Source organism: Lysinibacillus sp. RU7 (assembly GCF_057837305.1).
Genome location: NZ_JBYQFK010000004.1, coordinates 138,766 through 154,719 on the forward strand (window position 1 = coordinate 138,766; position 15,954 = coordinate 154,719).

A 15,954-nucleotide genomic window follows, 5' to 3' on the forward strand; every position below is an offset into this window, starting at 1 on the left:
CAGGAATAAATTCTTTCTTTGTCCCTCTTCCATACGAAATCTGTATTTCATGCAAATAATCTAATCTGTTCAGCTTGGAGGTGCGTCTGCTTATTATTACGGTCCATATAAATGAGACCGTTGAACGCCTCCTCTTTGCCTAACATGAGAAACCATTCAATTGAATACTTCTTTTAAATCGAAATTACCGTCAGCGAAATTTTCGTATATACTTTATTATCAGTGAAAACACTTTTAACAGCGAAAGAATATGTAATAACACTTATAGCCATTAAGAGATTTCCATCTTTACCCGATGTTTGCACCTTGGGCAAGTTATTTATTCATTCCTATAAAAAGCTCTACACAAAATTCTCTTATATAGGGCTTACTCAATGCACTTCCATAAATCGTAATATTTGATTGTGCAACCGGTGCAGATTGTTCATTTTTCCACACTTCCCTTAGTTATAACTCACAAATCCTTACTTTCACATGCGCTCCACCAATTTCTCGGTTATTGACGGTAATCTCTCCTTTGTGCTTCTTTACAATTTCCTTTGCAATATATAATCCTAAGCCTGAGAGTCCATTAACTCCTGATTTCTTACTTTCTTCCTGATAATATTTATCGAACACATATTGTTTCTTTTCACTAGAAAAACCAGGGCCATTATCGAAAATGTCAAACAAAATACTTTGGTCTGGATTCATCGTAATAATCCATTCAATTTTTCCATTAGCAGGTGTGTAACGAATACTATTCGTCACAATATTATCAAGCACTTGAGAAATTCTCTCTTGATCAATTACTCTCATATATATTTCATCTTCATTAATCATTTGATATTGAAAGTCGATGCATTTCTTTACACACAGCCGTTGATATTCTTCTCCTTTTATTTGCACAAATTGATTAATGGATGTTTGTTTTGGATTTAGAGTGAACGTCGGCTTCTCAATAAGCGCCATTTCATTTAATTCCGCTATTAAATGGCTCGCATAATTTGTGTTTCTAATAATCGTTTGTAAATATGGCTCTAATCGTTCTTGTCGCCTTTTTCTACTTTCTAATAGCCCTTCCGCATGACCTTGAATAATCGTTAAAGGATTTCGTAAATCATGGGAAATAGCTGCTATCATCTTTCTTCGCTCTTGCTCTAGCTGAAGTTGACGGTTCAGTGAATCTTTCAATGCTGACCTCATTTCTTCAAAAGCTTGCGCTAGTTGTTCCAATTCAACAGAATAATTAATCGCTGGTAAAGTGAAATCTAAATCCTGTTCTTTTATTTTTTTTGTACTTTCAATCATTTCATTAAACGGTCGTTCAAACTCCCGACTTAGTCTTTTCCCAGAGAAATAAGAAAAAAGATAAAAAAACTTGAATGGTGCGATAACCAAAAGAAGAACCATACTACAAAACAGAATCAGCCATTTATTATGAGGATTTGAAGTGAGCAAGCTAAGTCCATACTTAAAAACAACAGCTCCCTGAAGTATTCCTTGTTCATTCTGAATGGGATAGAATTTGATAAAACCTCCACCTTTTGTTGTGACACCTGTTGCAATGTTTCGCTTTAATTCCTCCCCGTTATCTACCAACTTAGTCTGGTAAGTGCCATAAATGATGTGACCGTCTGAATCCATCACTTGATAATCAATCCCCTCTATAGGAATGACTCTTTCTAATCGATCTTGACTATTAGAAAAAAGTATAGACTCCCCAACATCATCAATATATTTTTCAATAGTAGGTAGTTGCTGTTCATAATAGTTAGCAGGGTTTAGCTTATTCGTCGAAAACAACATACTTATAGAAAAAACTAATAATAACCACGTTAGAATGGTAGCGACAATACTCTTAAATAAAACAAAGTGAAATGAAGTAATAAATCTCCTCCGTAATGTCTGATTATTTCGATTCACTTTTCCCATCGATATCCTCTTCCCCAAACGGTTGAAATTATTGAATCTTTTTCACCCGCTTTTTGTAGCTTTGCACGAATATTTTTAATATGTTCATTTATAGTAATCGAATCACCTGTTGCTTCTAATCCCCATACTTTCTCATAAATTTGCTCACGTGTGAGAGCTTGTCCACAATTAATCGCCAAATATCGGATAATTTCAAATTCCCTCATAGTTAAAGGCACTTCTTGAGAATCATAGAATAATTGGCAGCTCTGAAGGTCAATGTGTATCTTCCTAAAAAATAAACATTTCTGCTGACTCCTGCTTTTTCTTTCTTCGCGACGCAAATGGGCAAATACTCGCATTTTTAATTCCCTTAAGCTAAATGGCTTCACTAAATAATCATCACCACCAACAAGCAACCCTTGCACACGGTCATTTTCTGTTTGTTTAGCACTGAGAAATAAAATGGGCACATCTACACTTTTTCTTATTTGTTCGCATAACTCAAAACCGCTCATCCCTGGCATCATCACATCAAGAATCAACAAATCTGGTCCATGCTTTAATTGTCTTAATGCTTCCTCACCATTCGTAGCTTTCAAAACTTGATACCCCTCGTCTTCTAATGCATCGTACAAAAAAGTCAGTATTTCTACTTCATCGTCAACAATTAAGATTTTCTCTTTCATGATTAATCATCCTATTCATTTACTTCTCTCATTAAATCTACTTTATAAATATCAAGAATGGATAAAGTACGGTACTTTATCCATTCTTGATATTTATGGTTTACAGTTTCATTATCAAATTTTTTAAAGGATGGATAACAATGGAACAAAAGCTCTCACCTATTTCAGGAAAAGATCGCCTAGAAACAATCGATATGCTTAGAGGTTTCGCACTCCTCGGAATTATTATAGCAAATATTGCTTGGTATCTTTATCCTGCTTACCTGCAACAAGATTCCTCATTTAAAAATGAATGGACATCTTTCTGGAGTCCATTTGATTACGCCGTACTGTCTGTTCTTGATATGTTTGTTGTTGGGAAGTTTGTCATGCTCTTTTCTATGCTGTTTGGTTTTGGAATGGTCATTATGCAGGAAAGAACAGCTGTAAAGCAACTAAACTTCTGGGGCATTTATTCTCGACGATTAATCGCTTTATTCATTTTCGGTAGTATCCATGCGTACTTCATCTGGTTCGGCGATATTTTAACAGACTACGCAATCCTTGGGTTCTTACTCCTACTGATGCATAAGTTAAAGCCGAAAACGCTGTTAATTATTAGTATCACTTTATACAGCTTGTTAATTATTCTTATCACATTAGGTTCTCTATCAACCGACTCCTCTGCTATGTTGACGCAACTATCAGAAGAAGATCAAAAACTCATTGAATCAACAATAGAAGTACATCAAAATGGAAACATTCAACAATTAATGGAGGCAAACATCGAAGAAAGAACATATTATACGATGAGAAACGGGTTATATGCGCTATACTCAGGCATGCCACTTGCCTATTTATTTTCGAATCTTCCTTTTCTACTAGTTTTTATGTTTGGGGCAGCAATTGCAAAGAACAAGTGGGTGCACCATTTCAAACAACACAGAAAAGGTTTTTTCATCACTTGGCTTATCACCTTATTAACAGGAGGCACTTTAAATTGGGCTTTGCCATTTATAGTAGAGAATCAATACGCGGTTCAAACCATTCAATATGTTAGCTCACCGCTTATCACAATTTTTTATGCCATTAGCCTTCTCTTCATCTATCACACAATAAAAGGAAAGAAAATATTACATTGGCTCACTTTCCCTGGAAGAATGGCATTCACAAACTATATTAGTCAATCCATTATTTGCACATTCTTATTTGGTCCTTTTGCATTCGGAGTATACGGAAAACTGCATTTAACGACAGCCATTTGGATTGCCATCGCTATCTATGCCTTCCAACTATTTTTTAGTAAATGGTGGTTAACCAAATTCCGCTTTGGACCTTTAGAATATATTTGGAGAACGATTACTTATTGGGGGATTAGAAGATAATTATTTATGGGCGCTACGAATGAATTTATGTAGTGCCCTAATTTTTTTGCTATAAGTTTATTTGATATGTCAGAAGTTTATTTTGGGTTTACACCTTCAAAACCAACTTCGCAACCACTTCAACATGTATCAAGTGTATGCGGCAACACAATGGTGCTGCTAGGTTTACTATTCAAATCTGACTCCAGTTAGATCACGCGCTTGCGCATTGCTTATCATGGCATGGGTTTTTAGAAACTATAAAGTAGTCTCTTCAGAGGGTAGCTAAAGATGTTTGAAAAATTGTAACCTTTACATCATTATTTTCTTTAATAATTCGAGGGACTCTAATCCCTCATTTTTTGAAACGCAGTGTTTATGCCCTCTCCCATACCGAGTGCCTTTTTTATTATTTGAAAGCCTTTGATACCAAAAGGATTAGAATTGTGAATTTAACTTATACAATTGTCAAATTCTATTTTAGCCTCAAAGGAACCTTGTTTTTATATTATTCAAAAATAACAAACAAATTGACTTAACGTGAATTTTCTTATATTCTAATGTTTATTTCATAAGATGAAATTGTTGTTATCATGATTATTGTGGGATGACCATAATGAACGCTTCGCAATGAAGTAGTAAATGTCATGCTCAGCCCTACAAAAATTTTCTCGATAAATAAAACGCACTCTAGCATATGTGGTGCCTCTTCTTATTCATTTTAGAAGAGGCCCTTATTTGTATGCTAACTGATGTGTACTACTTAAAGGAGGAAAAAATGCAAAAAGGAAATCCGTGGGCATTAATTCCAATTGTTGTATTTTTAATTTTGTTTATCGGCTCAGGAATTGTATTAAATGATTTTTATGCATTTCCTGTAATGGTTGCCATTTCAATTGCAAGCACTGTTGCCCTTTTCATGAACCGCAAAGAAACGATGACAAAAAAAATTGAAACCTTTACGACCGGCGCCGGAAATTCAAACGTCATGTTAATGGTAATCATTTTCTTACTTGCCGGCGCATTTTCGGAAACCGCAAAAGGAATGGGCGCTATTGAAGCAACGGTAAACTTTGCACTCTCCATTTTGCCACAAAACTTATTAGTTATTGGCTTATTCATAATTGCCTGTTTTATATCTTTAGCAATGGGTACTTCAGTTGGAACGATTGTTGCCCTCGCTCCAATAGGCTTAGCGATTGGGGAGCAAACAGGACTTTCAATACCGCTATTAATGGCAACTGTTATTGGTGGGGCTATGTTTGGCGATAATTTATCATTTATTTCGGATACAACTATAGCATCGGTCCGCTCACAAGGCGCAGAAATGAAAGACAAATTTAAAGTTAACTTTTTCATCGTGTTACCAGCAGCAATTATTACCTGTGTTATTTTAGCCTTTTTGACGCTCAATTCCACAGCCCAAGTGACACATGCTAGCTTTGATTGGTACAAATTGATTCCTTATTTATTCGTCATTGTTTTTGCTTTGATTGGAGTAAATGTCTTTACAGTATTAGCAAGTGGGATTATCCTCGCTGGAACTATTGGCTTAATTGATGGTAGTTATGAGGTGATGACATTTATCAGCGCAATTGGTGACGGTATGAGCAATATGTTTGAAATGGCGTTTTTAGCGATGTTAATTGCCGGTATGGTCGAGATCATTAAGCATAATGGCGGCATTGATTTTATCGTACATATCGCAACGCGTAAAATTAAGTCGCAAAAGGATGCCCAATTTGCAATAGCAGGTTTAGTTGGTTTAACCGACCTTTCAACAGCTAATAATACGATTGCAATTATGATTGCTGGGCCATTAGCTAAAAAAATTGCCAATCAATACGATATTGAGCCACGTAAATCAGCAAGCATCATCGACATTTTTTCATGTGTCGTTCAAGGTTTAATTCCGTACGGTGCACAATTTTTAGCAGCTGCCAGTATCGCCGGCATTTCCCCTATTTTAATCATGCAATATTCGTATTACTCCATTTTAGTAGGGGTCTGCGGAGTCATTGCCATTCTCATCAGTTATCCGAAAACTAAAAATAAACCTATTCAAAAATCGTAAATGTATTATTCGCATTTACGATTTTTAGCATTACTTGCACTAAGTGCAAAAAAGTTCTTACAATTAACTACAATTCAAAAAGCTGTGCCGAAAAGCCCAATAAGAATCGGGTTTTTCAGCACAGCAAAATATTATTTAATAAATCAAACTAACTCTAACCAAGCGACCGCCTCGTAATGTGTGGAGTGTATGTGGCAACACATTGGTGCTGGTGGGTTTAAATATAAAGACTTAGATACTTATTTAATAGAATCACTGTTCCATCCGAAACTCTAGCTACTTTTCCTATGTTAACGGACTTCTGTTACCCAACCAAAGTAAAGGTTTATTCCATCTAATTGGATTGGACCAACAATATTATTCTCTAAAGGAGTTAAATCGAAAAGTTTAACGAAATTTGCATAATCCTTAAACCACTTTGCTTCATGACGGAAAGAATGAACTAACATAAGAGAATTCTTTGCATTTACTTTTTTAGCCTCAATTAATGCAGATGCAGTTCTATGCAATAATTGATATCTTATCTTTGTTATATGATTCTCGTGTAACCTTAGTAAACTAAGTAAATAATTCAATCGTTTCCTTTTACCATCACTCGGGTTGTTGCCTAACCATAGGCCCACAGTTTCTCCAAATGGTTCTGATACTTTACCTTCTACCATTATTGTTAAAAGCTCATTTTTAACCTTTGCAATTACATAGAGATCATTTTGAGAACTTGCATTTCCTCCAGGTATTGCAACCTTGTATTCAGGGAACCCGTACAACATTTCAACATCATCAAATATCGGTAACTTACTCTCTTTGAATACATTTTCAACAATCATTGGTAAGTTAGCAGAGCTTTCCCAACAGTGGGCCAATTCGTAAGCAGAATATCCCTCTTTCCATTGTTTTTCTGGATCTGCAAGGAAAGCTTTCCATGATTCTGGACCTTGTGATGGAACATAGAATTTACTCATTTAAACTACCCCTTTATTTAGAATGGCTTTACCTTTTAAATGCTGTATTATGATTTAAAAATCGTATAACAGCCTATTTCTTAATCGATTTAATAGCTGCCATAATATAAACTGAGTTAACTGTAAGTGCAGTAAGTTCTTTACTTAAACCTTTTTCACCAGTTCTCCATCTCTCATAATAAGGAAAGACTTTCTCAAAATTATTCTTATATATTGAGCGAGGTATTTTTAACTTACTTGATGGTTCAATTTCTGATTTATAAACAGTCAAACCTTCTCCATTTGATACTAGTTTAAAATTTAAACCTCTTTTCGTTTTAAGAACTAGAGGATTTTTCATACTTTTTATTATTAATTTTTTCCAAACCTCTTCAGCATTCACTATTATTACCCCCTTCAAAAAATAACGAAAATTTTAATAAATAAATTCAATAAAAAAGAACGAATTCCTCTAAGAATCCGTTCGCGATTATTTATTAAACTAACTCCAACCAAGCAACCGCTTCACAATGCGTCGTATGCGGGAACATATCAACCGGTTGAATTTCTTGCGTTTTGTAACCACCATCTTCTAGAATGCGAAGGTCGCGGGCTAGTGTGGCTGGGTTGCATGATACATAGACAACACGTTTTGGTTTTTGCTCAATAATCGTGTTGAGTAGTGCCTCGTCACAGCCTTTACGTGGTGGATCTACTACAAGGACGTCTGCTTCTTTCCCTTCCTTGTACCAGCGTGGAATGACTTCTTCAGCTGCGCCTGCTTCAAAATACGTATTCGTAAAGCCATTTAGCTCAGCGTTGCGTTTAGCATCCTCAATCGCTTGTGGGACGATTTCAACGCCCATCACAAAGCCTGCTTTTTGCGCTAAAAATAAGGAGATGGAGCCGATCCCACAGTAAGCATCGATGACACGTTCATTGCCTTCGAGCTGTGCATAATCAAGTGCTTGCTTGTATAGTACTTCTGTTTGTTCAGGGTTTACTTGATAAAACGAACGGGCTGAAATTTCAAAGCGGACATCGCCAATTCGATCTTCAATCGATTCTTTCCCCCATAATGTCATCGTTGTATCCCCAAAGATCACATTTGTTTTCTCCCCATTTACGTTTTGGACGATGGACGTAACATTCGGTACAAGACGCTGAATCACTTCGATTGCGGCTTCTTTTTGCGGGAATTTACGCGATTTTGTCACAAGTACGACCATCACTTCATTTGTTGCACGCCCTTTTCGTACCACGACATGGCGTAGCTGACCGCTATGTGACGCTTCACTGTACGGCTGGATGCCTAGTTTTACGAGTTCTCGTTTTAGCCCAGCTAAAATCGCATCGGCTTCTCCTGTTTGAATCAGGCAACGTTCCATATCGACAATGTTGTGGGACTTTGTTTTGTAAAAGCCTGCAATCGCTCCATCTTCCCCTTGTGCAAATGGAATTTGTGCTTTATTGCGGTAATTCCAAGGGTTGTCCATCCCTTTTACTGGATGAACGGGTGCGTCAATTTTGCCGAGGCGTTTCATGACGTTTTCGACCATTTTTTGTTTCCATTTCAGTTGTCCTTCATACGATAGGTGCTGTAATTGGCAGCCGCCACATTGCTTGAAGTATTCGCACGGCGCTTCTACTCGGTCTAGTGATGGCTCAATTATGTTGACCACTTTGGCAAAGCCGTAGTTTTTTAATGTTTTTAATACATGGACTTCCACTGTTTCTTGTGGCAGTGCCCCTTGGATAAATAACGGATAGCCATCGACTTTCGCTACACCATTGCCATCATGTGTTAAATCTTCTATATAAACTGTTGCACGGTCATTCTTTTTTACCGGTGCGCTCATAAAAATTCGCCCCCTCATTTCAATTCTTCTATTGTAGCATGCGCATTGAAAAAGTGCATTTTTATAATCAATTGGAGTGGATTTCGTTGGTTTTGAACGGATAGGCGTTTGGTTTTGCTGGGGTTCGCCGCTTTTTGACCGGATACAGCGGTCTTTTTCTCGGATACGGGACTGTTTTGACCGCATACAACTGGGTTTTGCTCGGATAATCGGTTGTTTTGCTCGAGCCGCTGCCTTTTGATCGGATACAGCGGTCTTTTTCTCGGATAACCGACTATTTTACTCCAGCCGCCTGTTTTGAACCGGATCTCTCCGTCCAACGACGAAAAAGCTTGCAAAACATAATGTTTTACAAGCCTTTCGGTTAGACACGATCAATGTCGCGAATTTCATTGATTGGTACAAACACTTCGATATGGCGTTTTAAGTTGACGAATTCGGCTGGCGCATCGCCACCGTATTCACCATCTAAATTTAAATGGATTTCTGCGTTTGTTGTGACTTTTACACGCTTGGCTTTACGATAAATCACACGAGGATCATTTAAATGCTCCCCTCTCGCAGCAAGTGTAATAATTCGCCCAAACTCCGGCAGTGAGCACTCCTCTAAAGCCATCACTGTAAAGTAGCCATCATTAATCGAGGCATCAGGGGCAATACGCTCAAAGCCACCAACTGAATTCGTGAGTGCACATAAGAACATCATCTTGTTTCCGTCGAACACCTCATCATCCAACTCAAGACGCATATGGGTTGCTTTAATGGACGGGATCATTTCAATGCCTTTAATGTAATAGGCAACCGGTCCAAGAATCGTTTTCATCTTACTCGTGACTTCATATGTCAGCTCTGTTAGCCGGCCACCTGCTGCGATATTAATGAAATACTTTTCGTTATTCATTAAACCGACATCCACCGGAATCGTGTCGCCTGCCAGTATAATGTCGACAGCCTCATCGATTTTGCGTGGAATGTGGACAGCGCGTGCAAAGTCATTTGTCGTCCCCATTGGAATAAGGCCAAGCTTCGGACGATTCTCACACTGGCTAATACCTGCAACGACTTCATTTAATGTTCCATCACCACCAACAGCAATGACGATATCAAATGCCCGCTCGACTGCGGTAATCGCTGCATTTGTCGCATCACCTGCGCCCGTTGTAGCATGACAAGATGTTTCATAGCCTGCTACTTCTAACTTTTCTAATACTTCTGGCAAGTGTTTTTTAAACGCTTCCCGTCCAGATGTAGGGTTATAAATTATTCTAGCTCTTTTCATTTTCATCATCTCACAAGTTTATTTTCTTTATACTATTTACGATATTTTACAAAAAAAGTTGCACTCTATTCATAATCTTAATTTTACTGTAATACAATTAATTTTAATACTATACAATTTTCTATTATGGGTATTTTTAAATATTTTTTATACCCTACTGAATTTCCATTTTTATAAAAACTCTTCAAACTAGATTCTCTTTTTTAGAAATTCGAATAGACCTGTATTCATTTTTCTAAAAATTGATTCAACTATAAATTTAAGGAGGGCATTCTATGAAATGGAACAAGTTTTTACTGTTGTTTATGGTACTAACCTTTGCTGCTATTCTTGCTGCTTGTAACTCTGACGGAGAAGAGACAACAGATACGGAAAAGGAAACAGATGATGGGACAACAACAGAAGCACCTGCCGAAAAAGAGTTGAACGTATTAGTTGCTTCAGAACCACCATCCCTGCATCCACAGCTAGCTACAGATACAACTTCCGGCTTAATTCTTCAAAATATATTTGAAGGATTAGTTACACTCGTTGATGGTGAGCCTGAGTTAACAGGGGCAGAAGATTTCAAGGTTAGTGATGATTTATTAACGTATACGTTCACTTTACGTGATGCAAAATGGTCAAACGGTGACCCCGTCACTGCTGAGGACTATGCCTATGCTTGGATGTTTGCATTAAATCCTGAAAACGCATCGGAATATGCCTCGATTCTTTACCCGATTAAGGGGGCAGAAGCATATAACTTAGAACAAGGGACAGCAGAAGATGTTGGCATTAACGTCATTGATCCAAAAACGATTGAAATTACGTTAGAAGCACCGACGCCTTACTTCTTAGAATTAGTTGCTTTCAAAACGTATTATCCTATTCACAAAGCGACTGCTGAAGCGAATTCAAAATGGTATACAGAAGCAGAAGGCTACGTATCAAACGGTGCATTTACATTAGCTGACTGGCAGCACAGTGGTTCGATGACGTTAAAGAAAAACGATCAATATTGGGATACAGCAACAGTCAAGTTATCCACAGTCAATATCGAAATGGTTGAATCTGAAGTAACGCAAATTACGAAGTTTGATTCTGGTGAGATTGATTTCTTAGGTTCTTCTTTTGGTGCGATTTCTTTAGATGCTATTGAGCGTTTAAAATCTGAAAATGCATTACAGATTGTGGACTATACGGGTGTCTATATGTATAAGTTCAATACGACGGATAAAGTTATGTCTAACGTAAATATCCGGAAAGCGTTAACACTAGCCATTGACCGTACAAACTTATTAAAAAACATTACAAAAGGTGAGCAAGTACCGGCGTTTGGCTTAGTACCAAATTCAGTTGAAGGATTTGGCGATGATGCCGGTTACTATAAAGATAATGATATTGAAGGTGCAAAAGCTGCTTTAGCGGAAGGCTTAAAGGAGCTTGGTTTATCTGATCCAAGTGAACTTGAAATCACGCTTTCCTTCAATACAAGTGAAGCACACTCTGCGATTGCCCAATTCATTCAAGAGGGCTGGTCGAAAAACTTAGGCATTAAAGTCAAGTTAGATAATGCGGAGTGGCAAGTGTATTTAGATAAGCTGACGAATTTAGATTATCAAATTGGGCGTTTAGGTTGGATTGCGGACTACAACGATGCCTACACATTTTTAGAGCAATACGACTCTGCTAAAAACGGTAATAATGATACGGGCTGGGAAAATCCTGAGTACACAAAATTATTAACTCAGTCTAAAACGGAAACGGACCCTGCCAAACGTTTAGAGCTTTTATTACAAGCAGAAGAAATTTTCATGGCGGAATTACCGGTAGCACCAATCTATTACTATACTAATCTTTATGTAAAACAAGATTATGTACAAAATATGAAGCCTGATGTATTAGGCAATATTAACTTAAAATACGTTGATATTACAAAATAATATTTAACGTGTCAGAAGTATACAGAAAGGCTGCGAATAATCGAGAGATCGGTTCAGGCAGCCTTTCTTATGTTATAAAAATAAATAACGAGGAGGTCATAGAATGCTACATTATATTGTGAAGCGGCTCGTTTATATTTTATTAGCCTTATTTTTAATTATTACTGCGACGTTCTTTTTAATGAAATTAGCCCCTGGTAGTCCTTTTGCTAGTGAACGTGACTTCCCCCCCGCCATTGAAGAAAAATTAAACGCGAAATACGGTTTAGATAATCCTTGGTACATCCAATATAAAGATTATTTGATTTCCACGCTGACATTCGATTTTGGTGAATCGATGAAATATAAAGGTCGTTCGACAAATGACATTATTTTTGAAAGCTTTCCTATTTCGTTCATGCTTGGTATTGAAGCGATGCTACTCGCGATATCATTCGGGATTTTATTAGGCATTATTTCTGCACTTTATCACAATAAATTACCTGATTATATTTCAACGATTATTGCCATTTTAGGCATTTCTGTTCCGTCCTTTATTTTAGCAGGTTTATTACAATACTATTTATCGTTTAAACTTCATTTGTTCCCTGTCAGTGGTTGGAAAGGTTTTACTTATAGTATTTTGCCTGCCACAGCGATTGCACTCACGCAGGCAGGATTTATCGCCAAGCTTACTCGTTCCAGCATGCTCGAACATAAACATAGTGATTATGTAAAGCTCGCACGTGCCAAGGGAATTGGCAAATGGGCCACCGTTTTCAAACATACACTTCGTAACGCCTTATTACCTGTCGTCACCTATTTAGGGCCATTAACTGCCGCTGTCGTTACAGGTAGCTTTATCATCGAACATATTTTTGCGATTCCAGGTTTAGGTCGTCATTTTGTCACGAGTATTACGAATCGTGATTACACCGTCATTATGGGCACCACTGTTTTTTACTCCATCATTCTACTTTTCTGTGTATTAATCATTGATATTTTATATAGCGTAATCGACCCCCGAATTAAACTGAAGGGAGCGAAAAAATAATGGCTAAACACAATCCTGATAGCGATCATTTTTCACCAGAAATGTTTCACATTGTTGGTAGCCGCATTCATGAGGCTGACAAGCTTTCTCAGAAATCGGTGTCCTTTTGGAAGGAAGTCATGCTCCGTTTCTCTCAAAATAAACTCGCCATTTTAGGATTAATCTTTTTAATATTAATTGGGCTAATGGCTATTTTCGTTCCTATTTTTTCTCCTTATAAATACAGTGATCAATTAGGACTTTATAATAGTGCCCCTTCTGCTACGCATTGGTTCGGTACGGATGATTTAGCTCGTGATATGTTTGTCCGTGTCTGGTATGGGGCGCGCATTTCTTTATTTATAGGATTAGCTGCTGCCTTTATCGATTTAATTATCGGTGTTTTATGGGGAAGTATTGCAGGCCTAGCGGGAGGGCGTGTCGATAATATAATGATGCGTATTGCTGATGTGTTAACCGCTGTCCCTCACTTACTCGTTGTCATTATTTTACTAGTCGTTATGGAGCCGGGTTTAGTTCCTATGATTATTGCGCTATCGATTACGGGATGGATTAACATGGCGCGTATTGTACGCGGTGAAGTGTTATCTATTAAAAACCAAGAATATGTATTGGCCTCCCGTACTTTAGGTGCAGGTAAATGGCATTTAATTAAACGACATTTAATTCCAAATGCGCTTGGTGCCATTTTAGTGACAATGACCTTAACGGTGCCTGTTGCCATTTTTACAGAGGCATTTTTAAGCTATTTGGGCTTAGGTGTTAGTCTGCCAAAAGCAAGCTGGGGAACAATGGCATCGGAAGGGAGTAAAGCTTTACTATCTGCACCGTGGCGGTTATTCTTCCCTGCTTTCTTTATTTCGTTAACCATTTTTGCATTTAACGCCGTTGGAGACGGTCTTCGTGATGCACTAGATCCGAAATTACGAAAATAAAGGGGGAGTTGTAATGAATAAACTACTTGAAGTAAAAGACTTACACATCCATTTTAAAACATTTGCCGGCATTGTTCAGGCGGTACGCGGTGTTAACTTTGAACTAAAAGCAGGAGAAACACTTGCAATTGTCGGAGAATCCGGTTCTGGCAAAAGTGTCACGAGTAATGCCTTAATGAAGCTCATTCCTCAGCCCCCTGGCATGTATAAAGGTGGGCAAATACTGTTTCAAGGGCGAGACTTAGTTCAACTAACGGAAAAGGAAATGTCAAAAATTCGCGGAAAAGACATGGCGATGATTTTCCAGGATCCGATGACCGCACTAAATCCTACGATGCGTGTCGGTCGTCAAATTACAGAGGTGCTATTAAAGCATCAAAAAATTTCGCGTCGTGCTGCGAAAATGCAAGCGATTGAATTATTATCACAAGTCGGCATTCCACTCCCTGAAAAACGTTTTCGCCAGTATCCCCATGAACTAAGTGGTGGCATGCGCCAGCGTGTTGTGATTGCAATTGCATTAGCAGCAGACCCAAAACTGTTAATTGCAGATGAACCGACTACGGCACTGGATGTAACGATTCAAGCGCAAATTTTAGAACTCATGAAGGAAATCCAAAAAAAGAAGCATACCTCCATTATTTTTATTACACATGATTTGGGCGTTGTTGCCAACGTAGCAGATCGTGTCGCTGTGATGTATGCTGGGCAAATTGTGGAGTACGGTACCGTAAATGACATATTTTACAATCCACAGCATCCCTATACGTGGGGCTTACTCGGTTCCATGCCTGATTTAAATAATGATTCAGATGAGCTATTACGAGCCATTCCAGGCTCCCCTCCTAACTTGATTGATCCACCGGAAGGAGACGCCTTTGCTCCACGGAATGAGTTTGCACTCGCCATTGATTATGTAGAGGAGCCACCGATGTTTCAAGTGTCGGATACGCATTTTGCTAAAACATGGTTATTACATCCAAAGGCACCGAAAATTCCAATGCCCCCTCTAGTTTCTAGGCGTATTGAGGGCTATTTACAGGAGGCGAAAAAGGATGCCGAATAAAATTTTAGAGGTGAAAAACTTAAAGCTATACTTCGGCACAAAGAAACAGCCGATTAAAGCGGTGGATGGGATAAGCTTTGATGTGTATGAGGGAGAGACACTTGGACTGGTTGGTGAATCAGGTTGTGGTAAATCAACAACAGGTCGTTCCATCATTCGCCTTTATGATATGACAGAAGGCGAAATTATTTTTAAGGGAAAAAACGTGAGTGCTATTCAATCTAAAAAGGAATTAAGGCAGTTTAACCGTGACATGCAAATGATTTTTCAAGATCCTTATGCCTCATTAAATCCTCGTATGACAGCTGGTGAAGTGATAGGCGAGGCATTTGATATTCATGGACTGTATAAAAATAAAGCAGAGCGGGCTAACAAAATTGCTTCATTGTTAGAGGCTGTAGGGTTAAATCGTGAGCATGCGAATCGATATGCGCATGAGTTTTCTGGTGGGCAGCGGCAGCGTATCGGAATTGCCCGTGCACTTAGCTTGAATCCTAGCTTTATTATTGCAGATGAGCCGATTTCAGCACTAGATGTTTCCATTCAAGCACAAGTCGTTAATTTATTAAAGCAACTTCAGAAGGAGCTGAAATTAACGTATTTATTTATTGCTCATGATCTGTCCATGGTGAAATACATTAGCGACCGAATTGCGGTTATGTATAGAGGAAAAATCGTTGAGCTAGGTCCTGCAGAGGAAATTTATCATCGCCCGATTCATCCATATACGCAATCATTATTATCAGCTGTGCCTCAACCAGATCCACTCTTCGAAAGCCGTCGTCAGCGCATCCCCTATGAGCATGAAGAAACGACTGCAAGAGAAAGCATGCACGAGGTTCGTCCTCACCATTTTGTTTATGGGGCAGAGGAGCAAATTAAAAAGTGGCGTTAAAGTAATTCCCCATTCACCGAAA

General features: G+C 38.2%; 13 protein-coding genes. 7 read left to right on the forward strand and 6 right to left on the reverse strand.

Annotated elements, in window-relative coordinates:
- Positions 1–447 precede the first annotated feature (447 nt).
- Together AC3II9_RS04640 and AC3II9_RS04645 are read right to left on the reverse strand one after the other, a co-directional pair.
- Positions 448–1,914, reverse strand: coding sequence for a HAMP domain-containing sensor histidine kinase (locus AC3II9_RS04640; RefSeq protein ID WP_489153535.1), 1,467 nt, complete (start codon positions 1,912–1,914; stop codon positions 448–450).
- Positions 1,902–2,582 (reverse strand): response regulator transcription factor, encoded by a 681-nt coding sequence (locus AC3II9_RS04645; protein ID WP_489153537.1) that lies wholly within the window; start codon positions 2,580–2,582, stop codon positions 1,902–1,904. Before AC3II9_RS04645 ends, AC3II9_RS04640 begins: the two co-directional genes overlap by 13 nt.
- Before the next feature lie 140 nt (positions 2,583–2,722).
- On the opposite strand from AC3II9_RS04645, the gene AC3II9_RS04650 reads away from it, so the two are divergent.
- Both AC3II9_RS04650 and AC3II9_RS04655 read left to right on the forward strand, forming a co-directional pair.
- Entirely contained in the window at positions 2,723–3,946 is a 1,224-nt protein-coding gene (locus tag AC3II9_RS04650) for a DUF418 domain-containing protein (RefSeq protein ID WP_489153539.1), read from the forward strand.
- Positions 3,947–4,703: 757 nt separating this feature from the next.
- Positions 4,704–5,999 (forward strand): Na+/H+ antiporter NhaC family protein, encoded by a 1,296-nt coding sequence (locus tag AC3II9_RS04655; RefSeq protein WP_489153541.1) that lies wholly within the window; start codon positions 4,704–4,706, stop codon positions 5,997–5,999.
- Positions 6,000–6,289: 290 nt separating this feature from the next.
- Here AC3II9_RS04655 and AC3II9_RS04660 read toward each other — a convergent pair whose 3' ends face one another.
- From AC3II9_RS04660 to AC3II9_RS04675, 4 genes are all read right to left on the reverse strand, one after another.
- Complete coding sequence (locus AC3II9_RS04660) at positions 6,290–6,961, reverse strand: DUF6946 family protein (protein ID WP_489153543.1); 672 nt, start codon at positions 6,959–6,961, stop codon at positions 6,290–6,292.
- Between the two features lie 73 nt (positions 6,962–7,034).
- Positions 7,035–7,343: a hypothetical protein gene (locus AC3II9_RS04665; RefSeq protein WP_489153545.1), complete on the reverse strand. Its 309-nt coding sequence runs from the start codon at positions 7,341–7,343 to the stop codon at positions 7,035–7,037.
- Between the two features lie 94 nt (positions 7,344–7,437).
- Positions 7,438–8,799: a 23S rRNA (uracil(1939)-C(5))-methyltransferase RlmD gene (rlmD, locus tag AC3II9_RS04670; RefSeq protein WP_489153546.1), complete on the reverse strand. Its 1,362-nt coding sequence runs from the start codon at positions 8,797–8,799 to the stop codon at positions 7,438–7,440.
- 364 nt (positions 8,800–9,163) lie between these two features.
- Positions 9,164–10,078 (reverse strand): diacylglycerol kinase, encoded by a 915-nt coding sequence (locus AC3II9_RS04675; protein WP_489153548.1) that lies wholly within the window; start codon positions 10,076–10,078, stop codon positions 9,164–9,166.
- A 275-nt stretch (positions 10,079–10,353) separates the two neighbouring features.
- On the opposite strand from AC3II9_RS04675, the gene AC3II9_RS04680 reads away from it, so the two are divergent.
- The 5 genes from AC3II9_RS04680 to AC3II9_RS04700 all read left to right on the forward strand — a co-directional run bounded on the left by AC3II9_RS04680 (position 10,354) and on the right by AC3II9_RS04700 (position 15,932).
- Positions 10,354–12,003 (forward strand): peptide ABC transporter substrate-binding protein, encoded by a 1,650-nt coding sequence (locus AC3II9_RS04680; RefSeq protein ID WP_489153550.1) that lies wholly within the window; start codon positions 10,354–10,356, stop codon positions 12,001–12,003.
- Positions 12,004–12,106: 103 nt separating this feature from the next.
- A complete protein-coding gene (locus AC3II9_RS04685) occupies positions 12,107–13,036 on the forward strand; it encodes an ABC transporter permease (RefSeq protein WP_391374724.1) in 930 nt (309 codons plus the stop codon).
- Positions 13,036–13,971: an ABC transporter permease gene (locus AC3II9_RS04690; RefSeq protein ID WP_489153552.1), complete on the forward strand. Its 936-nt coding sequence runs from the start codon at positions 13,036–13,038 to the stop codon at positions 13,969–13,971. The genes AC3II9_RS04685 and AC3II9_RS04690 overlap by 1 nt, the downstream gene beginning before the upstream one ends.
- Positions 13,972–13,984: 13 nt before the next feature.
- Complete coding sequence (locus AC3II9_RS04695) at positions 13,985–15,037, forward strand: ABC transporter ATP-binding protein (protein ID WP_489153554.1); 1,053 nt, start codon at positions 13,985–13,987, stop codon at positions 15,035–15,037.
- Complete coding sequence (locus tag AC3II9_RS04700; RefSeq protein WP_489153556.1) at positions 15,027–15,932, forward strand: ABC transporter ATP-binding protein; 906 nt, start codon at positions 15,027–15,029, stop codon at positions 15,930–15,932. Before AC3II9_RS04695 ends, AC3II9_RS04700 begins: the two co-directional genes overlap by 11 nt.
- Positions 15,933–15,954: the final 22 nt, after the last annotated feature.